Source organism: Ralstonia sp. TCR112, assembly GCF_007997035.1.
GTDB lineage: Bacteria > Pseudomonadota > Gammaproteobacteria > Burkholderiales > Burkholderiaceae > Ralstonia > Ralstonia edaphi.
Genome location: NZ_VOSS01000100.1, coordinates 1 through 18,831 on the forward strand (window position 1 = coordinate 1; position 18,831 = coordinate 18,831).

At 65.3% G+C, this 18,831-nt stretch carries 16 protein-coding genes; 6 read left to right on the forward strand and 10 right to left on the reverse strand.

What is annotated here, in order from left to right; all coding sequences use genetic code 11:
- Positions 1-85: 85 nt before the first annotated feature.
- From FUT88_RS21645 to FUT88_RS21675, 7 genes are all read right to left on the reverse strand, one after another.
- Entirely contained in the window at positions 86-1,318 is a 1,233-nt protein-coding gene (locus tag FUT88_RS21645; protein ID WP_147218264.1) for an NAD(P)/FAD-dependent oxidoreductase, read from the reverse strand.
- Positions 1,319-1,404: 86 nt separating this feature from the next.
- Positions 1,405-1,743 carry a nitrite reductase small subunit NirD gene (nirD, locus tag FUT88_RS21650; RefSeq protein WP_147218266.1) on the reverse strand — a complete coding sequence of 113 codons (339 nt, stop codon included), beginning with the start codon at positions 1,741-1,743 and terminating at the stop codon, positions 1,405-1,407.
- Between the two features lie 26 nt (positions 1,744-1,769).
- Positions 1,770-4,325 (reverse strand): nitrite reductase large subunit NirB, encoded by a 2,556-nt coding sequence (gene nirB / locus FUT88_RS21655; RefSeq protein WP_147218268.1) that lies wholly within the window; start codon positions 4,323-4,325, stop codon positions 1,770-1,772.
- Positions 4,326-4,339: 14 nt separating this feature from the next.
- Positions 4,340-5,662: an MFS transporter gene (locus FUT88_RS21660; protein WP_147218270.1), complete on the reverse strand. Its 1,323-nt coding sequence runs from the start codon at positions 5,660-5,662 to the stop codon at positions 4,340-4,342.
- Positions 5,663-6,049: 387 nt separating this feature from the next.
- The gene (locus tag FUT88_RS21665) at positions 6,050-6,343 is read right to left on the reverse strand and encodes a hypothetical protein (RefSeq protein WP_147218272.1); all 294 of its coding nucleotides are present in this window, start codon (positions 6,341-6,343) and stop codon (positions 6,050-6,052) included.
- Between the two features lie 161 nt (positions 6,344-6,504).
- Positions 6,505-6,759: a GlsB/YeaQ/YmgE family stress response membrane protein gene (locus FUT88_RS21670; protein ID WP_147218274.1), complete on the reverse strand. Its 255-nt coding sequence runs from the start codon at positions 6,757-6,759 to the stop codon at positions 6,505-6,507.
- Between the two features lie 112 nt (positions 6,760-6,871).
- Positions 6,872-8,416: a PAS domain-containing methyl-accepting chemotaxis protein gene (locus tag FUT88_RS21675; RefSeq protein WP_147218276.1), complete on the reverse strand. Its 1,545-nt coding sequence runs from the start codon at positions 8,414-8,416 to the stop codon at positions 6,872-6,874.
- A gap of 435 nt (positions 8,417-8,851) precedes the next feature.
- On the opposite strand from FUT88_RS21675, the gene FUT88_RS21680 reads away from it, so the two are divergent.
- From FUT88_RS21680 to FUT88_RS21695, 4 genes are all read left to right on the forward strand, one after another.
- Entirely contained in the window at positions 8,852-9,412 is a 561-nt protein-coding gene (locus FUT88_RS21680) for a GbsR/MarR family transcriptional regulator (RefSeq protein ID WP_147218278.1), read from the forward strand.
- 19 nt (positions 9,413-9,431) lie between these two features.
- The gene (locus tag FUT88_RS21685; RefSeq protein WP_147218280.1) at positions 9,432-10,820 is read left to right on the forward strand and encodes a cytochrome ubiquinol oxidase subunit I; all 1,389 of its coding nucleotides are present in this window, start codon (positions 9,432-9,434) and stop codon (positions 10,818-10,820) included.
- The gene (locus tag FUT88_RS21690; protein ID WP_147218282.1) at positions 10,817-11,848 is read left to right on the forward strand and encodes a cytochrome d ubiquinol oxidase subunit II; all 1,032 of its coding nucleotides are present in this window, start codon (positions 10,817-10,819) and stop codon (positions 11,846-11,848) included. The genes FUT88_RS21685 and FUT88_RS21690 overlap by 4 nt, the downstream gene beginning before the upstream one ends.
- A gap of 80 nt (positions 11,849-11,928) precedes the next feature.
- On the forward strand, positions 11,929-12,234 hold the full coding sequence (locus tag FUT88_RS21695; RefSeq protein WP_147218284.1) for an NIPSNAP family protein: 306 nt from the start codon (positions 11,929-11,931) through the stop codon (positions 12,232-12,234).
- Between the two features lie 7 nt (positions 12,235-12,241).
- Here the strand turns inward: FUT88_RS21695 and FUT88_RS21700 are convergent, their stop codons facing one another.
- Entirely contained in the window at positions 12,242-13,360 is a 1,119-nt protein-coding gene (locus FUT88_RS21700) for a helix-turn-helix transcriptional regulator (protein ID WP_147218286.1), read from the reverse strand.
- A gap of 244 nt (positions 13,361-13,604) precedes the next feature.
- Between FUT88_RS21700 and FUT88_RS21705 the strand changes: the two genes are divergently transcribed.
- The gene (locus FUT88_RS21705; RefSeq protein ID WP_102066186.1) at positions 13,605-15,707 is read left to right on the forward strand and encodes a hypothetical protein; all 2,103 of its coding nucleotides are present in this window, start codon (positions 13,605-13,607) and stop codon (positions 15,705-15,707) included.
- Positions 15,708-15,785: 78 nt separating this feature from the next.
- Here FUT88_RS21705 and FUT88_RS21710 read toward each other — a convergent pair whose 3' ends face one another.
- Positions 15,786-17,213, reverse strand: coding sequence for a dipeptidase (locus FUT88_RS21710; RefSeq protein ID WP_261797248.1), 1,428 nt, complete (start codon positions 17,211-17,213; stop codon positions 15,786-15,788).
- 187 nt (positions 17,214-17,400) lie between these two features.
- Between FUT88_RS21710 and FUT88_RS21715 the strand changes: the two genes are divergently transcribed.
- A complete protein-coding gene (locus tag FUT88_RS21715) occupies positions 17,401-17,832 on the forward strand; it encodes a PGDYG domain-containing protein (RefSeq protein ID WP_147218288.1) in 432 nt (143 codons plus the stop codon).
- A gap of 4 nt (positions 17,833-17,836) precedes the next feature.
- On the opposite strand, the gene FUT88_RS21720 is transcribed toward FUT88_RS21715, so the two are convergent.
- Positions 17,837-18,703 (reverse strand): hypothetical protein, encoded by an 867-nt coding sequence (locus FUT88_RS21720; protein WP_147218290.1) that lies wholly within the window; start codon positions 18,701-18,703, stop codon positions 17,837-17,839.
- Positions 18,704-18,831 lie beyond the last annotated feature (128 nt).

The window sequence follows — 18,831 nt, forward strand, 5'->3', positions numbered from 1 at the left end:
AAGGCGCCATCTAGGGCAGGTAAGTCAAAGGCCACACCGGCGGCGTGCAAAGGGTGTTGCCAGTTTTGCGTCTTGCCGGTGTTCATTACGCCGCTTCCGCTTCGCAGAGCGCGCGGCCAAACAACAGGCGCTGGCGGATCGACGTGATGGGCACCTCGCGTTGGATCAGGTCGAAGTACCACGGGCCGTCGGCAACATCGCCGTACAGGACTGCGCCGACGATGCGGTCTTCCTTCAGCACCAGGCGCTTGTAGACGCCGCGGCGCGGGTCGCGCAGCACGATGTCTTCGGTGCCGTCGCCGCCGATGAAATCGCCTGCCGAATACAAGTCCACGCCGGTGACCTTCAGCTTGGTGGCCGTGGCCTGCTGGACATAGCGGCGGTGCCCGGCGCCGGCCAGGTGCGCGGCACACACGCGGGCCTGGTCCCAGATGGGAGCAACGAGGCCGAACGTGGCGCTGCGGTGCTGCACGCATTCGCCCACGGCGTAGATGCGCGGATCGTAGGTCTGCAGCGTGTCGTCGACGATGATGGCGCGTTCGCAATGCAGGCCGGCCGCCTTGGCAAGCTCGATGTTCGGGCGTACGCCGGCCGTCATGACGACGAGGTCGGCGGGGATCTCGGTGCCATCCTTGAAGCGCACGGCGGTCACGCGGTCGGTGCCCAGCAGCTCCGCCGTGTGCGCCCCCAGCAGGAAGCGCAGGCCCTTGGCTTCCAGCGCCTTCTGCAGCAGTTGTGCGGCGGGCTTGTCCAGCTGACGCTCCATCAGCGTGTCGGGCAGGTGCACGACCGTCACGTCCATGCCTTGGCGCATCAGCCCGTTGGCCGCTTCGAGCCCGAGCAGGCCGCCGCCGATGACGACCGCATGCCGATGGTTGCGCGCGGCTTCGAGCATCGTCTCCACGTCCTGGATGTCGCGGAAGGCAATCACGCCGGGCAGCAGATGCCCCGGCACCGGCAGGATGAACGGCCGCGAACCGGTGGCGATCAACAGGCGGTCGTAGCGCACCTCCACGCCGTCGCGCGAGCGCAGCGTGCGGCGCGGTCGGTCGATAGCCACCACCGGGTCGCCTGCATGCAGCGTGATGTGGTTCTGTTCGTACCACTCACGCGTGTTGAGCATGATGTCGTCAACCTGCTTTTCGCCCGCCAGCACAGGCGAGAGCAGGATGCGGTTGTAGTTGCCGTGCGGCTCTTCGCCAAACACGGTGATGTCGTACAGGTCCGGCGCGAGCTTGAGCAATTCTTCGACCGTGCGCATGCCGGCCATGCCGTTGCCGATGACGACCAGCTTGGGGCGTACGGTCTTGGCGTTCATGCTGCCCTCTCCTGAAGGTTGTCGGTCATTGGATTCACTCAGTGCCGGCGGCCATGGCCCCGGCTTCACTGCTTACGGCTTGCGGCTCATGCCGCTACCCACACCTTGCCGTCTTCCACCTTGGTCGCGTACGCGTGCACGGAGTTGGCCGGCGCTTCGAGGCACTCACCCGTGGTCAGGTCGAAGTGCTGCTTGTAGATCGGCGACGCCACGACGATGCGTTCGCCCAGGTTGCCGACCAGCCCGCGCGAGAGCACAGCGGCATCGGAGTTCGGATCGTAGTTGCCGATGGCGTACACGCCTTGCGACGTGCTGCCGGCCACACGGAACACGGCAACCTGGTCTCCGTCCACCAGCGCGCACACGCCGGTGTTGGGAACGATGTCGTCCAGGGCACAGACCGGAGTCCAACGGGATGCTTGCATGGGGTCCTCCTCTTCCTCTATCAGGCTCAAGCGGCTTCAGCAACAACGGGAATGCGCACGGGCCGTGTCTTGGCGCGCTCTTCCACCGTAGCCGGGCGAATCTGGCCGCGCTCCTCGACGAAGACGACATTCGCATCCTTCGCCTCGCTGTTGACGAAGTGGCGGAAGCGCTTGCGCACGTCGGGGTTGGTCACGGCCGTCTTCCATTCGTCCTGGTAGGTGTCGACCACATGCTGCATCTCGGCTTCGAGTTCGGCCACGATGCCCAGCTTGTCGTGGATGACCACGTCCTTCAGGTAGTCGAGGCCGCCCTCCAGGTTGTCGCGCCATGTGCTGGTGCGTTGCAGGCGATCGGCCGTGCGCACGTAGAACATCAGGAAGCGGTCGACATACTTGATGAGCGTTTCCTGGTCGAGGTCGGCCGCCAGCAGTTCGGCATGGCGGGGCTTCATGCCGCCGTTGCCGCACACGTACAGGTTCCAGCCCTTCTCGGTAGCGATGATGCCGACGTCCTTGCCTTGCGCCTCGGCGCATTCACGCGTGCAGCCCGACACGCCAAACTTCAGCTTGTGCGGCGAGCGCAGGCCCTTGTAGCGGTTCTCCAGCGCAATCGCAAAACCGACCGAATCGCCCACGCCATAGCGGCACCATGTGGAACCCACGCACGACTTCACCGTGCGCAGCGATTTGCCATACGCGTGGCCCGACTCGAAGCCTGCCGCGATCAACTCTTCCCAGATCAGCGGCAGTTGCTCCAGGCGCGCGCCGAACAGGTCGACACGCTGGCCGCCGGTGATCTTGGTGTACAGGCCGTATTTCTTGGCGACCTGGCCCACGGCGATCAGGCCGTCTGCCGTGACCTCGCCGCCGGGCATGCGCGGCACCACGGAGTACGTACCGTCCTTCTGGATGTTGGCGAGGAAGTAGTCGTTGGAATCCTGCAGGCTGGCGTGCTCCTTCTTGAGCACGAAGTCGTTCCAGCACGAAGCGAGGATGCTCGCCACAGCCGGCTTGCAGATGTCGCAGCCCATGCCGCTGCCGTGCGCTTCCAGCAGCGCTTCGAACGACTGGATGCGGCCCACGCGCACCAGGTGATACAGCTCCTGACGCGAATACGGAAAGTGCTCGCAGATGTGGTTGTTGACGGCCAGGCCCTGCTTCTTCATCTCGGCCTTCATCACCTGCGTCATGAGCGGCACGCAGCCGCCGCACGAGGTACCGGCCTTGGTCGCGTCCTTGAGCGCGCCTACCGACGTGGCGCCGGCACACACCGCTTGGCACAGCGCGCCCTTCGACACGTCGTTGCACGAGCAGATCTGCGCGCTGTCGGGCAGCGCGTCCACACCCAGCGCCGGCCGCGCATTGCCATCGGCCTGCGGCAGGATCAGGAATTCCGGTGCTTCGGGCAATTCGATGCGGTTGAGCATCATCTGAAGCAGCGTGCCGTATTCGGCCGCATCCCCCACCAGCACGCCGCCCAGCAGGTACTTGCCGTCTTCGGACAGCACCAGCTTTTTGTAGATCTGCTTGCGCTCATCTGTGAACAGCACGCTGCGGCTGCCCGGCGTCACACCCTGCGCATCGCCCAGGCTGGCGACGTCCACGCCCATCAGCTTGAGCTTGGTGCTCATGTCGGCGCCGCTGAACTCCGACGCGTCGTCCGCCGCCAGGATCTGCTTGGCGGTGATGCGGGCCATCTCGTAGCCGGGCGCAACCAGCCCGTAGACCTTGCCGCCCCACAGCGCGCATTCGCCAATCGCGTACACATCGGGCGCGGAGGTGCGGCACTCGGAGTCGATCACGATGCCGCCGCGCTCGCCCACTTCCAGCCCGCAGGCGCGCGCCAGTTCATCGCGCGGGCGGATGCCGGCCGAGAAGACGACCATGTCGGCCTCCAGGTGCGTGCCATCGGCAAAGTTCAGGCGGTGCGTCGCCGTTTCGCCGTCGACGATTTCCGACGTGTTCTTCTGCGTGTGGACGGTCACGCCCAGGTCTTCGATCTTCCGGCGCAGCATGCGGCCGCCGCCGTCGTCCACCTGCATCGCCATCAGGCGGCCGGCAAACTCGACCACGTGCGTTTGCAGGTTCATGTCGCGCAGCGCCTTGGCGCATTCCAGCCCCAGCAGGCCGCCGCCGATGACGACGCCGGTCTTGGCCCGTTGGCCGCACTCGGCCATCGCTTCGAGGTCTTCGATGGTGCGATAGACGAAGCAGTCCTTGCGATCGCGGCCCGGCACCGGCGGCACAAACGGCGAAGAGCCCGACGCGATGACGAGCTTGTCGTACGGCAGCACCTCGCCGGTGGAGGCCGTCACCGTTTTGGCGCTGGTGTCGATGGCCGTGGCGCGGGCGTTGAGCTTGAGCACCACGTCATCGCGGTCAAAGAAGCCCGGCGCCACGAGCGAGAGATCTTCCGCCGTCTTGCCCGTGAAGAATTCCGACAGGTGCACGCGGTCGTAGGCGGGGCGCGGCTCTTCGCACAGCACCGTCACCTCAAGGTGATGGCCCGGTGCATGCAGCAGGCTTTCCAGAAACTTGTGGCCCACCATTCCGTGGCCAATGACGACGATCTTCATGGTCATGGTGATGTCCTCTTTCAGGCGTTGCCGGCAGCGGCCAGCGTGTTGTCGTAGAGCGCTTGTTCACGCGCCTTGTGTTCCGGCGAAAAGCGCACGGCAATCGCACAGATGGCAGACAGCCCGACCAGCACGCCCAGCACCGACAGCGTGGCCTGCGTATCCGCCATGCCCTTGAGCAGGAAGCCCGCAGCCACCGCGCCGGCGTTGCCGCCCGCGCCGATGATGCCGGCCACACCGCCCAGCGCACGGCGATCGATAAACGGCACCAGCGCATACGTCGCGCCGCATGCCATGTGCGTGAACAGGCCGAAGCCGAGCATCGCCAGGATGGCGATCGGCACGCTGCCCGCATGGGCAAATCCGAACAGGCCCAGGCCCTCGCCCACCATCAGCACGCACAGCAGTTGGGTCCGTGCATCCAGGCCGCGCTTGGCGGCCACGCGATCCGAAACGATGCCGCCCAGTGCGCGGGCAAACAGCGCCAGCAGGCCGAAGCTCGCGGCAGCCATGCCCGCGGCCGACAGCGACAGGCCGAAGTGGTCGACGTAGTAGGTAGCGGCGATGTTGTGGATGAAGATCTCCACGCCAAAGCACGCGCCGTAGGTGATGAACAGCAGCCACACACGGTAGTTGCCGGCAGCGGACACAAAGCTGCCCCAGCCGCCCTTCTTGCCGCCGTCGATGGTCTTGCCGGCGGCGCGCAGCGCGCTGAAGTTGCCCTCCGGGCAGTCCTGCGTATAGCGCCAGTACAGCGCCGCGACGATCAGCATCGCCACGCCCGGCACCACCATGGCGAGGCGCCACCCCAGGCTCTGCGTCACGCCCATCATCACGATGGCGGTCAGCAGCAGCGGCATCGTGCCTTGCGCCACACCGCCGCCTGCGTTGCCCCAGCCTGCAGCCGCCGCGTTGGCCGTGCCGACCACGTTGGGCGCGAACATGACCGACGTGTGGTACTGCGTGATGACGAAGCTCGCGCCGATCGCGCCGATCGCCAGGCGGAAGAACAGGAAGGCCTCGTAGCTTTGCGCCAGCGCCACGCCCAGCACGGGGACGGCGCCGAGCAGCAGCAAGCCGGTATAGGTCTTGCGCGGGCCGAAGCGGTCGCACAGCGGGCCGACAATCAGCCGCACCAGGATCGTCACCGCCACGGCCGCGATGTTGATGTTGGCGATCTGGCCCGGCGTGAGGTGGAACTCGCCCTTGAGCACCGGCATGAGCGGCGCGCAGGCAAACCACGCGTAGAAACACACGAAGAACGCGAGCCACGTCAGATGGAAGGCGCGCATCTGCGGCGTGCGCAGGCTGAACAGGTCGATTCGGGTCGCTTTGCCGGTCATGTTGAATCCCATCAATCAGGGGCCAAAAAAAAGAAAGGCGTCCGAGAGCCCGGCTGCAGTAGCCGGGGTCTGGGACGCCGTTGTCCAAGTAGCCCTGAGCACCAGGGCCTTCACCACGAAGAGCACGAATCGCCTTTGACCCGCGCAATGGTGCTATGCAACAGGTATGCCAGGCGGGCAAAGCCTTGAGCTATCGCGGTTTGCGGGAGATTGACGAGAAATCGCCGCCCGCGCGTGCCTCATGCGGGAGCACCGCGCCGCACGGTTTCGGTGCAGATGCGGTTCGGGATGGTGCGGCACAGCAAATGCGTGGGCCGCCGCCAATGGCGACCGGCACATCACCTGCATGACGTGTGGAAGGAGAAGCTGCCGGATCCGTAACCGACGTCAGTAGCCGTGCGTCACGATCGACAGCACAGACAGATCCGGATGCGTGCCGTCGACGATGCTGCGCGCCACGTGCACGGCTTCTTCCATGGCTTCTTCGGGGCTGCGGAAGGTCTCGTCGCCATCGGCATGAAACGCCACGACGTGACCGGGCAACTGCGGATCGGCGCCGGGGTGGCACACGTAGCCGGTGTAGGTGTAGCGCGTGGAGTTTGCCCGAGTCGGGCTTGGCACAACGTGAATCTCGAACCCTTCGTAGAGTTCTTGCGGTGCGGTGGTGAGCTGGTCAGACATGGTGGCCTCGCCGGGTTAGCGTGTACCGGCCGCGCAGGCGCTTGTGGCGCGGCGCGGCTGCCCTTGGTTCAACCAGTCTAGGTGATGCGGTGCATGTTGAAATCCGGCGGTTGGATGACATCCGCATCCACCGCCGTTCTTGGGATTGGTGCTGCCTTGCGCTATGCGCGCTTGATCAGCCGGATGATGAACAGCAGGATCACCGCGCCGATGACCGCCGTGACGATCGAGCCGATCCACCCGCCGCCCAGCGAGATGCCCAGCACCCCCGCCAGCCATCCGCCGATGAACGCGCCGACGATGCCGACCACGATGTCGACGAAGATGCCGAAACCACCGCCCTTGACCAGGATGCCGGCCAGCCAACCCGCTACCGCGCCGATGATCAACCAGGCAATCAAACCGTGTGAGGCCATGTTCGCGCTCCAATGAATGTGCGTTTTGAGGGACGTTACCGCACAGGCATAGTAGGCGAAGACCGCACAATCGCGATGCGGCGCTCACACGGTTTTTGCAATTGCGTCGTGTTCAACGGAACACGTTCACCGCCTCCACCAAGCGTGTCGCCTGGATGCGCAGGCCCTCGGCCGCCGCCGCGCTCTGGCCGACCAGCGTGGCGTTCTCCTGCGTGACCTGATCCAGATGGTTGACCGCCTGGCTGACCTGCGTGATGCCTTCGGTCTGCTGCGCCGTCGCCAGGCTGATGTCGGCGATCATGGCCGAGACCTTCTTGACCTGCTCGACGATGTCGTCCATGGTCTTGCCGGCGTCGTCCACCAGCCGCGAGCCGGATTCCACCTTGTCGACACTGGTGCCGATCAGCTCCTTGATCTCCTTGGCTGCACCGGCGCTGCGCTGCGCAAGCGCACGCACCTCGCCCGCGACGACAGCAAAACCACGCCCCTGCTCGCCGGCACGCGCGGCTTCCACGGCCGCATTGAGCGCCAGGATGTTGGTCTGGAACGCGATGCTGTCGATCACGCCGATGATGTCGGCAATCTGCTTGGCGCTCTGCGTGATGGCGCTCATGGTGGAGACCACCTGTTCCATGGCACGGCCGCCGTTGACCGCCGCCTGCGTGGCCGCGCTCGACAACGTGTTGGCCTGCCCGGCCGTCTCGGCATTGCTGGCCACCGTGGCGGTCATCTGCGTCATCGAGCTGGAGGTTTCTTCCAGGCTGGCAGCGGCCTGCTCCGTGCGGATGTTGATGTCGCCGTTGCCCTTGGCGATCTCCTGGCTGGCCGATTGCACGTTGACGACCTGCTCGGCCACGTCGTCGATCAACCAGCGAAACATCAGCCCGAGCTGACTGATCGTGCGCAGCGTCATGCCGATCTCGTCCACGCGGTCTGCGATGGCGACTTTCCGGCTCTCACCCGAGGCCACGCTCAGTGCGAGCTCCTGCAGCTTTTCAAGCGGCGTGGCGATCTGCACCTTCAATGACCACGACGCCAGCGCCAGCGCCACGAGCAACGCGCCGGCAAAACCGCCGAGCGCCGCGCCGGAGAGCCCAAACGCCCACGCCACCGCCACCAGCGCGGGCAGCAATGTGAGAAACGTGAGCCGGATGCGCCAGCGCACCGGCATCACCTGAAACACCGAACGCCAGGCCATCAACCCGGTTCGCACGATCAGACCCTTGTGAAACTTCCGGCTGCCGGCTTGGCCGGTGCGGAAATCCTTGTAGAGCGCCTCGGCTGCAGCGATCTCCTCGCGCGTGGGCTTGGTGCGCACTGACATATAGCCGCTGGTCCGGCCGTTACGCACCACGGGCGTTGCATTGGCACGCACCCAATAATGGTCGCCATTCTTGCGGCGGTTCTTGACCAGCGCCGTCCATGGTTGCCCCGCCTTGAGCGTGGCCCACATGTCGGCAAATGCCTCGGTTGGCATATCCGGGTGACGCACGATGTTATGTGGCTGCCCTTCGATCTCTTCGCGGGAAAAACCGCTCACCTCCACAAACGCTGCGTTCGCATACGCGATGTAGCTCTGGGTATCGGTGGTCGACATGAGCGTGGCGTTGTCCGGGAACTCGTATTCGCGCTGGGTAACAGGTTCGTTGACACGCATGGGGAATCTCCTTTGATGATTTGCTTCGCAACGGATTATCGGCACATAACCGGATTTATTAAGGCCGGATAACCCCGCTTTGGCGCTCACCAAACGCGACTCATTCCCTTGCCCGAGCAGATAAACGCATTATGAAAAATGATTCGCATCTACCTTATCCGGAGCAGATTTCTCGGCTCGCGCGACGAGCGCATCGGATTACCGCCGCCAAGCACGTTCGTTAATACCCCATCTGCGTTAATTCTTGGCGCCTGAACTTGAGATAAAACATAAAAACGGTGCGCCACATGCGCCGTTGTGAGTAAACCTCACATATTGCGACGCGATAGCTCCCGAACCACAGCACACCCCCCCCGCGACAGCGCGCCACATTGCGAGGCCGGCCAAGACAGCTAAACTTTCACAAATTCCTAAAAATTGAGAAAGATCAAAACAATGCAACTCTCCCCCTTGAAACAGCGCTTCGTCCTGCATTTCGGCGAGATGGGCAGCCGCTGGGGCATCAACCGCACCGTCGGGCAGATCTACGCGCTGCTCTACGCCGCGCGCGAGCCGATCAACGCGGACGAGATCGCCGAGGCGCTGGGCTTCTCCCGCTCCAACGTGAGCATCGGGCTGAAAGAGCTGGAGTCGTGGAAGCTGGTCCGGCTCTCGCACAAGCCGGGCGACCGGCGCGAATATTTTTCCGCCCCCGACGACATCTGGACCATCTTCCGCACGCTGGCCGAAGAGCGCCGCAAGCGCGAGATCGACCCCACGCTTTCGCTGCTGCGCGACGTGATGCTCGAATCTCCCAACGATCCGGATGACCGCCACGCCCAGGCGCGCATGAAGGAGATGTACCAGCTCATCACGCTCATGACGAACTGGTTCGACGACGTGCAGAAGCTCGACGCCGAATCGCTGCAGCAGCTCATGAAGATGGGCGCCAAGGTGCACAAGCTGCTGGAAATGAAGAACAAGCTTGCCGTTGTCGTTGGCGGCAAATCGAAGTAGCCCGTATCAAGAAAAAACCATGTCGCTCGATCCCGTTGTCCTGGCGCGCATCCAGTTTGGCGCCAACATCACCTTCCACATCCTCTTTCCCACCATCAGCATCGCGCTTGCGTGGGTGCTGCTGTTCTTCAAGCTGCGCTATCGCAAGACCGGTGACGAAGCCTGGATGTCCGCCTATCGCCTTTGGGTGAAGGTCTTTGCACTGACGTTCGCGCTGGGCGTGGTGTCCGGCGTGACGATGAGCTTCCAGTTCGGCACGAACTGGCCGGGCTATATGAATACCGTCGGCAACATCGCCGGGCCGCTGCTGGCGTATGAAGTGCTGACGGCGTTCTTTCTGGAAGCCAGCTTTCTGGGGATCATGCTGTTCGGCACGGGCCGCGTAAGCCCGCGCATCCACACATTCGCGACGTTCCTGGTTGCCCTGGGCACGACCATCTCGGTGTTCTGGATCATCGCGCTCAACTCGTGGATGCAGACCCCCGCCGGCTACGTGATGATCGACGGCCGCGCGCATCCGCAAAGCTGGCTGGCGATCATCTTCAACCCGTCGTTCCCCTACCGGTTCACGCATATGCTGCTGGCCTCGGGGCTGACGGTGTCGTTCCTGCTGGCGGGGGTATCGGCCTACCGCTGGCTGCGCAACGACCGCGGCGGCGATGTGCGTGCGGCGCTCAAGACCGGCGTGGTGCTCGCAGCCATGCTGATCCCGCTGCAGATTGCCGCCGGCGATGCGCACGGCCTCAACACGCTGGAGCATCAACCGGCCAAGCTGGCCGCGATGGAAGGCATCTGGCAAACCGAACGCGGCGTGCCCGCCGTGCTGTTCGGCATTCCCGATGCGGCTTCGCACAGCAACCGCTACGAGATCGCGGTGCCGAAGCTGGCATCGCTGTATCTCACGCATTCGCTCGACGGCGAGGTACGCGGGCTCGATCAGTTTGACGAGCATCCGCCGGTACTGCCCGTGTTCTTCGCCTTCCGCTTGATGGTGGGCGTGGGGCTGCTGATGCTGGCGGTGTCGTGGACAAGCGCCTGGCGCCTTCGCCGCAACGGCAAGCTGCCGCGCTGGCTGGCGCGTGCCCTCGTCGCCATGACGTTCTCCGGCTGGGTCGCTGTGGTGGCCGGCTGGTACGTCACCGAGATCGGCCGTCAGCCGTGGCTCGTCTACGGCGTGCTGACCACCGCGCAGGCAGCGTCGTCCGTGCCCGCGCGCATGATTGGCAGCACGCTGGCGATGTATCTCGCGCTGTACGCGTTCCTCATCGCCTCGTATATCGGCGTGGTGTTCTATCTGGCCCGCAAGGCCGGTGGCGTGATCGACCCCACCGACCCCGATGCCACCGGCACACCCATCATCGAAACACCCAACCCGGTCTTCGCCCAACCCGCCCGGAGCCAAGCATGAGCACCATCCCCGACCTGACCCAACCCGCCGGCTGGCTGCCGGTGGTCTTCATGGCCCTGATGGGGATCTCCGTGCTGGCCTATGTCGTCCTCGACGGCTACGACCTCGGCGTCGGCATCCTGCTGCGCCGCGCCGACGACGCTGAGAAGGACACCATGATCGCCTCCATCGGCCCGTTCTGGGACGCCAACGAAACCTGGCTCGTGCTCGGTGTCGGGCTGTTGCTGGTGGCGTTTCCGGCCGCGCATGGCGAGATCCTGGGCGCCCTCTATTTGCCCGTGGCGCTGATGCTGTTCGGCCTCATCCTGCGCGGGGTTGCATTCGACTTTCGGGTCAAGGCACGCGCGCACCACAAGCCGTGGTGGAACCGCGCGTTCTATGCAGGCTCCGTCATCGCCACCGCTGCGCAGGGCCTGATGCTCGGGCTATACATCACCGGCTTTCAGTACGACGCGGCCAACGTCGTCTTTGCGATCTGCACGGCGGGCGGCCTGATTGCCGGCTACCTGCTGCTGGGCGCCACGTGGCTCATCATGAAGACGGAAGGTGCGCTGCAGCTGCGCGCGGTGCAGTGGGCACGCGGCAGCCTGTGGTTCACCGCGCTGGGCGTGGGTGCCGTGTCGCTGGCCACGCCATGGGTCAGCACACGCGTGTTCGACAAGTGGTTTGCGCTGCCGAACATCATCCTGCTGGCGCCCGTGCCGCTGGTGACCATCGTGCTGTTCCTGCTGATCGACTGGGTCCTGCGCCGCCTGCCGCAGCAGATTGCCAAGGGCGATGAACATCTGATCTGGGCGCCGTTCGTCGGTACCGGGGCCATCTTCCTGCTCGCCTTCAATGGCCTCGCCTACAGCCTCTTCCCGTATCTGGTGGTGGATCGGCTCGACATCTGGCAGGCCGCAAGCGCACCGGAATCGCTTGAATTCATGCTGGTGGGCGTGGCGATTGTGCTGCCGACCATCGTCGGCTACACGATCTACTCGTACAAGGTGTTCCACGGCAAGGCGACGGAGTTGCGCTACTACTGAGCACGCCGCCCGCATACGGCATTGACCGGACCGCGGGCGGACGTTTAGGCTGGTGCGCTTCCGACCTCACCACACGCGCCATGATCACCTGCTACCTCCGCTACATCATCAACCCGGCACGGCTTACCGAATTCGAAGCCTACGGAAAGATGTGGATTCCCCTGGTCGAAAAATTCGGCGGCCAGCACCACGGCTACTTTCTCCCATCGGAAGGGGCGAACAACGTCGCGCTGGCCTTGTTCTCGTTCCCGAGTCTGGCGACCTACGAGGTCTATCGCGAGCGCGCCAAGACCGACCCCGATTGCATGGCGGCCTTCCAGTACGCCGAAGACACCGGCTGCATCGTCAGCTACGAACGCAGCTTCTTCCGTCCGGTATTTTCCTGACAGCCGTCTAGCGTTGCGGCCTGCGCTGGGACAGCACCCACAGCATTGCGCCCACGGCCTCCGCCTGCGATCGCGTGCACGTCTTTTCAAAGATTGCCCGCAGCTGCGAACGCACGGTCGACATGGCGACGTTGGCGTTGGCCGCGTATTCGTCAGGCGTCTTGCCGGCGATCAGCGCTTCACCCACCGCCGCCTCCGCCGCTGACAAACCAAACGCCTGGCGCAGTTGCACGGCCGTCACCGGTGCGGCATCGCCCTTGCGGCGCGCCGTGACCAGCATGGCGGCATCGCCGAACGCGGCATGGGCGGCGTTGGCCGGCAATTGCGAAATACCGAGGAAGACTTCGTGCGGCGCCCCGAGTGCCGGCCGCACGGCAAGGCTCTCGCCCTTGCGTGACTTCGCCACCCGCGCCAGCGCGGCTTGCAGGCCATCGTTGTCGGCGGCAAACGCGGCAGCCAGCCGGCCGTGCTCCAGCCGCAGGCAAGTCGATGCGCGCAGCAACGCTTCGGCCTGCGCGTTGGCAAACAGCACACGCTGATCCCGCCCGAGTGCGAACACGGCCAGGCCAAGCTGCTCCATCAATTCTGCCCCGACGGCTGCATCGCGATGCAGCACGCGCGTGTCCTGCCAGAGATTGATGGTGCGCTGCAGGTGGCCCGTCATGCCGGCAGCCGTGGCGCGTTCCTCGTCGGAAAACGGAGCGCGGCCGTTCGCGCGCAGCATGCCCAGCAGGATGTCGCTGCCGCCGGGACGCGCCAGCCGCACGCCCATCAGGTAGCGAAATCCCGACGGAAGCTGAAAGTCCTGGTAGAACTCGCTGCGCTCGACGTAGGCATCGGACACGTAGTCCTGGCAGAAAGCAAACTCGCCCTGCGCGGCACGCTCGACATGTGCGCGCCGCGGATCAAGCGCGCCGTAGTACTGGTCGTAGCGGGCAATGGCATCGTCCCACCCCCTTCCTGGGGAGTAAGTCGAAAGATGGGGCGCGTTCCGAACGGGGTCCCAACTGAACATGTGGAACACGTTGGCGCCCAGCGCTTCCGTGACGTCGTGAAACACGTCCAGGAAACCGTCCTGCGTCACCGCAGCTTCGTACAGATCACCAATGAGCTGATCTTTAAGCACACTCCCCTCCCCCGAAGGATGGCTGTCTGGCCATGGCGCCCGCCGTGCTCACCCGGTGTAAACAAAGTGGCAGCGGACATGTTATGCGCGCAAACGTAGCACGCGCGTGCGCCAATCAACATCGTTCATTTGGCGACGCTTTCCTCCAAATGAATGATGCGCATGCCTGGGGCGTGCTTCGAGAATCTCCGTGCCGAATAACGGCGTCGCATGTACGGCGCACCCACGATCCAGGGAGGACTCCATGAAACTCACCCCCATTGCAATCGCTCTGGCCACGCTTGCCCTGTCGGCCTGCGGCGGTGGCGATTCCGGCAGCAACGCCAGCACGGCGCCAGGCACCAACGTTCCGGCAGCACAGACCGTCAGCGGGGTCGCTGCCACGGGTGCAGCCATGCAAGGCGCCACGGTCACGCTGATGGATGCGAGCGGCAAGTCGGTCGACTGCCCCGCTAACGCCACGACGGGCGCCTTCCAGTGCACGGTCACGGGTCTTACCGCGCCGTTCGTGCTGTCGGCAGCCGGCAACGTTGCCGATTCGCAGGCCACGCTGATTGCGCTGTCTGCCAGCGCCGGCACGCAGACGATCAACATCACGCCCATCACCAACGCCATTGCAGCCACCATCGTGGGCGACAACCCGAGCAAGCTCCTGGGCAACACGGGCCTGCTGCAGAGCAAGGTGACCGCGCAGACCGTCTCCAGCACCGTCGCCGCCTATGCCGCCGCGCTGGCCGACCTGCTGGCCGCCACCGGCAACACCGGGGTAGATCTGATCTCGGGCCCATTGACGGCCGGCGCCCCGGGGCTCGATCGTCTGCTCGATCAGGTGAAGGTGAACGTGCTGCCGGACGGCAGCGTGCAGATCAGCTCCGTGGCAGGCGCGTCGAGCGATACGCCTGCGCAGTTGCAGCTCTCGCCCGGCGTAGCGCCCCAGCCCAGCGACAAGGCCAGCCTGCCAAGCGTAGCGACCATCAATGGCAACCCCGTCTCGAACCTGCCGACCGCGTCCGATCTGGTGGCGCTGCAAACGGCGCTCAATCAGTGCTTTGCGGGTTCCACGGGCGCGGCGCGCACGGGCGGCAGCGTGCCCGTCTGCGGTCAGATCTTCGTGGACGACGTGGCCAGCGGCGCGCTCATCAACGGCGTGCCGTCGGCCTACCTGAACAACGGCCTGACTGCCGACAAGGAATTCGGCCCCGCATTGGGCGGCGGCGCGCCTGGCCTGTTTGCCGATGACGCGATGAACAACGCCAGCTTCAGCCTGCCGGAGATCATCCGCGTGACATCCAGCAGCGGTGACACGCTGTGGGTCAAGCTCGCCTGGACCCGCGCCGACGGCCTTCGCGACGGCATGCAGCAGCACGTGCAAGTGGCGGTGCAGCCCGCCGCCCGCGCCAGCGGCGACAACGGCTGGCGCATCGTCGGCAACCAACGCGCCGTGTTCACCAAGGTCAACGCCAACGCGCAGAAGTGGGACTGGTTGAACAGCGCCACCGCAATGACGGGCACCAATGCGTTTGTCGATTCGATCAACATGCAGGTCGGCATCGTCGACGCCGCCGGCACGCCGGTCGATTTCGCGATCGTGACCGGCCCGGGCCTGCGCAACGGCGTGTTCCTGCAACCGTCTTCCGGCACGTGCGACACGCTGAACATCCGCGCCCAGATTGGCGCAAGCCAAACCCCGGCGCAGCTTGCCGGGCTGACCAGGCAAAGCGCCTGCCGCAACAACTTCCGCCTGGCAGGCGTGGCGCAAGACCCGGCCAACCAGGGCAGCTTCACGTGGCCGGGCGATGCGCCGCGCAACAACACGGCCTGGGCCAAGCCGCAACTGACGGCAGCGGAGCTGGCGACCATCACGCCGTTCAGCGCCTACACGATCGCCATCTATCAGGGGGGCGTGACGAGCCAGCCGTCGAAGACGTACACGGTGCGCCTGCGCACGCCATCGCCTTCGCCCGATGCGCTGCGCCAGTACACGTGGCAGGACGTCTCACAGGCCACGCGCGACATCCTCACCCCGGGCACGGCATCGACGTTTGCGGGCGGCCCCACCCTGCCGGTCACGTGGACGACCAAGGCCGGCGTGCCGTTCGTGAAGCGCGTCAATGTGCAAATCCGTTCCACGATGTCGGGCCAGCCGACGGTGTTCGTCAACGGCGTGGGCCGCGCCTCACCGGCTGCGCCCGGGACCACGCTCACGCTGAACGTGGCGGGTGACCAGGGGACGGCCTTCCCGGCGGTGACGGGGTGGACGGGCACGCAGGACATGTCGTTCACCAACATGTCGTGGGCCGATCCGATGGATCTGAACTTCACGACGTCGGTCGAATACGACCGCTGATACACCGCTGACAAGCAGGGCACACGGGGAAGTGCGGTGATCGGGCCCGCAAGGTTTTGGCCGCCTTGCGGGCACCGATCAACCCACCGTCGCTTCGAACACGCGCCGGTAGTTGCCGCCCAGGATCTGGCCAACTTCCACTGCCGTGAATCCCGCCTTCAGCAATGCCGTGGCCAGCGCCGGCAACTGCGTATAGCTGGTGAACACCGGCGGCCGGATGAAACCCAACATGTCAGTACCCAGCCCCACGTGTGCCACGCCGACCACATCGGCCATGCGCTTGATGCCCAACGCCATGGCATCGAGGCTGGGAAAATCCGCCGCATTGGGCCACACGCCAATCACGCCGCCGGTGTCCGCCACCGCGCGTGCATGGTCGGCGGAAATCAACCGGCTGCGCGGCCTGGGCGACCCTGACAGCGCCGTATGCGACAGCACCAGCGGTTTGGTCGTCGTCGCCGCTGCACGCTTGACGAGGTCATACGTGCCGTGCGCTACGTCCACCACAATGCCCAGCGCATTGCAGCGGCGCACCACATCGGCGCCGAAATCCGTCAGGCCGCCATGCACGGGCGGCTCGGTCTGGATATCGCCCAGTTCATTCACGCGGTAATGCGTCAGCTGCAGGTGCCGCAGACGGTGCTGCGTGTAGGCCTCGTCCACGCGTTCGACGCGGCCCTCCAGAAAGTCCGCACCTTCCGACGCGATGATGACGCTCGGCCCCTGCGTGCCCATGGCGGCCAGCGATGCGGCGTCGGTCACCACATGCAGTTGCTCACGCTCGATCAGCCGCTGGGCACGCGCAAACTCTGTCATGCCGAGCTGGTACAGCTCCCCGGGCTCGGGCGTGCGGAACGCCTCGAAACGGTTGCCGCCAGCGCCCACGTGCACGGCCGTGGTGTCGGTCACGATGGCCAGGCAGATGACCTGCATGCCGCCGGCGCGCATCGGCTCCGCCACCGGCAAGAAGGGGCGGTTGGCGCCGATCTTGGGGTCGCGGGAGATGATGACGCGCCCGGCATGGGAATGCATGTCGATGGTGAGCGCACCGGGTGGAGGCGTCCACCGAATATCGCCGTCAGACGGGCCATCGGTGTAGTTGGCAAAGCGGCCCGGTGCACACGCCGCCAAGCCCATCGCGGCACCTGCGGCCAGGAACACGCGACGACTGACGCGCGGTGATCCGGCCACAGCGTGCCCGCGCGCAAGCGACGCATCCACCAATTGATAACGCCAGCCTGCGGGGTCGTCCTGCAAGCGCACCAGCCGGCCCCGCACGCGCGTCATGTCACCCACCGGAAGGGGCTGCACCGCAAGGACTTCGATGCTGGTGGCCGGGTTGCGCGACACGCAACCGCCGCAGCACGGCGTTTCGGCGCTCAGCAGGAAATAGTCGGCGGACTGGGCCGCGGCGTCCAGCGGCATCGCCCAGCCTTCCAGGTCGACGACCGTGTCGTGCAGCGCGTCAGCCTCGCGCGTGGCGATGAGGGACCAATCGATGAGCATGCTCACTCCGCAAAATTGAGCTGCGGTATTGTGCGCGCGATGGGCTCATCGCTCTATCGGCGTTGGTTACACGGTCCTACACCGCGAGACGCTCGCCGCAGCCGAAACGCGGGGCCCACCGGCGCCATTTGCGCTACGCTTACGGCCTTTCGCCCGACCGGGCCTTCATCGCCTCTTGCGTCACCTCATGCCCGCCCTGCAACACGTCGACCTCCGCACGGATCCCGCCGCCCGCCCCTTCGTCAAGGACGAGACTGTCCACGTCGACTTTGCCGCCGAAGCCGGCGAGCTGATGAGCCTGGAAGGCCCGAACCGCTACGCCCCCGGCGATGCGCTGATCACCGGCTCGACCGGAGACCGCTGGGTGGTCTCGCGCGAGCGCTTCGATGCGAAATACGCTCCCGCCGATGCATCGCTCGCGCATGGTCAGGCTGGCGCCTACCGCAACCGACCGAGCGTGGTGCTGGCCAAGCAGATGCGTGAAGCGTTCTCGATGGCGCGCTCCGAGGCCGGCGACGTGCTGCACGGCCAGGCCGGCGACTGGGTGCTCCAATACGCCCCCGGCGACTACGGCGTCGTGCAGGCGCAGCGCTTTGCCAAGGTCTACCGCCCGGCCTGAAGCGCTACTGCGCCGTCTGCTGGCGCTCGATTTCGTGGTGCTTCATCTGCAGGTAATCCTGCCGTTCCACTTCATGCAGCTGGCGCGGGTACTGCTCGGTGGCGTTGAACCACGTGTTCAGCCGCTGCTGCACGCGCTTGTCCGGCGGCGCAGACAGCGACTTCAGATAGGCGTCGATCGCGAGGTAGTAGCGCATCGTGTTGCGCTCGAGCAGGCCCCGCACGCCGCCCACATATTCGGGCTCCCCGCCCGATGAGGATTCCGCCGTCTTGGTAAAACCGACCTTGCCGCTGCCCACGGTGGCGAGGTACGTGCGCATCGCCAGTCGACCGGCCGTTCCATAGCCGTACGCGTAGGTCAGGTGCAGGAAAGTGTGGTTGCCGGCGCCAGGGGCGGGAATGGCCTCCAGCATGATGTGGTAGTCCCGGGTGCTGAGCGGGCCGGAAGCCGCGCTGAGTTCCACGCGGAAGTAATCCGCATTGCTGACGACAGGGTGGTAGCCGAACTCGAGGCGGTAGCTGCTGGAAAGCGAGTCCTCCACCTTGCGGCCCAAATTCACGTTCAACACGCTGCTCTCGGTGCCCTGCGTGGCATGGCAGTACTTGATGTTCAGATGCAGGATCAGCACGTCGCACCAGTTGGCAGCGCCGCGCTCGGGGTCGCCCAATGCGCTCCTGACGGTGGCGAACGGGTAGTCGAGCACGCTATAGATGTCGCTCTTGAGCCGTTCGGGCGCTTCGGTGGATTCCAGGACCAGCGGGCGGTGGAACGCGTTGTCAGCCAACTGCGGCGCCACGGTCTGGTATTTGTCGCGCAGCGCTTGCGCGTTGTCCGCCGCACGCGCGGGGACGCTGAGGCACAGGCCTGCCATCAAAGCACTCAGGGCAAGCAAACCTGACCAGGCGGAATGTCGATGGGGGGGTCATAGGCGTGGCGTTCTTGTGGAATCGTTCTTCATTCTAGGAGGCGCGGATGCACATGCCGTCGCAACAAATGGTC

Coding starts and splice junctions, on each gene's coding strand:
- FUT88_RS21645 (WP_147218264.1), bottom strand. CDS start 1,318: ATGAACGCCAAGACCGTACGCCCCAAGCTGGTCGTCATCGGCAACGGC.
- nirD (WP_147218266.1), bottom strand. CDS start 1,743: ATGCAAGCATCCCGTTGGACTCCGGTCTGTGCCCTGGACGACATCGTT.
- nirB (WP_147218268.1), bottom strand. CDS start 4,325: ATGACCATGAAGATCGTCGTCATTGGCCACGGAATGGTGGGCCACAAG.
- FUT88_RS21660 (WP_147218270.1), bottom strand. CDS start 5,662: ATGACCGGCAAAGCGACCCGAATCGACCTGTTCAGCCTGCGCACGCCG.
- FUT88_RS21665 (WP_147218272.1), bottom strand. CDS start 6,343: ATGTCTGACCAGCTCACCACCGCACCGCAAGAACTCTACGAAGGGTTC.
- FUT88_RS21670 (WP_147218274.1), bottom strand. CDS start 6,759: ATGGCCTCACACGGTTTGATTGCCTGGTTGATCATCGGCGCGGTAGCG.
- FUT88_RS21675 (WP_147218276.1), bottom strand. CDS start 8,416: ATGCGTGTCAACGAACCTGTTACCCAGCGCGAATACGAGTTCCCGGAC.
- FUT88_RS21680 (WP_147218278.1), top strand. CDS start 8,852: ATGCAACTCTCCCCCTTGAAACAGCGCTTCGTCCTGCATTTCGGCGAG.
- FUT88_RS21685 (WP_147218280.1), top strand. CDS start 9,432: ATGTCGCTCGATCCCGTTGTCCTGGCGCGCATCCAGTTTGGCGCCAAC.
- FUT88_RS21690 (WP_147218282.1), top strand. CDS start 10,817: ATGAGCACCATCCCCGACCTGACCCAACCCGCCGGCTGGCTGCCGGTG.
- FUT88_RS21695 (WP_147218284.1), top strand. CDS start 11,929: ATGATCACCTGCTACCTCCGCTACATCATCAACCCGGCACGGCTTACC.
- FUT88_RS21705 (WP_102066186.1), top strand. CDS start 13,605: ATGAAACTCACCCCCATTGCAATCGCTCTGGCCACGCTTGCCCTGTCG.
- FUT88_RS21710 (WP_261797248.1), bottom strand. CDS start 17,213: ATGCTCATCGATTGGTCCCTCATCGCCACGCGCGAGGCTGACGCGCTG.
- FUT88_RS21715 (WP_147218288.1), top strand. CDS start 17,401: ATGCCCGCCCTGCAACACGTCGACCTCCGCACGGATCCCGCCGCCCGC.
- FUT88_RS21720 (WP_147218290.1), bottom strand. CDS start 18,703: ATGGCAGGCCTGTGCCTCAGCGTCCCCGCGCGTGCGGCGGACAACGCG.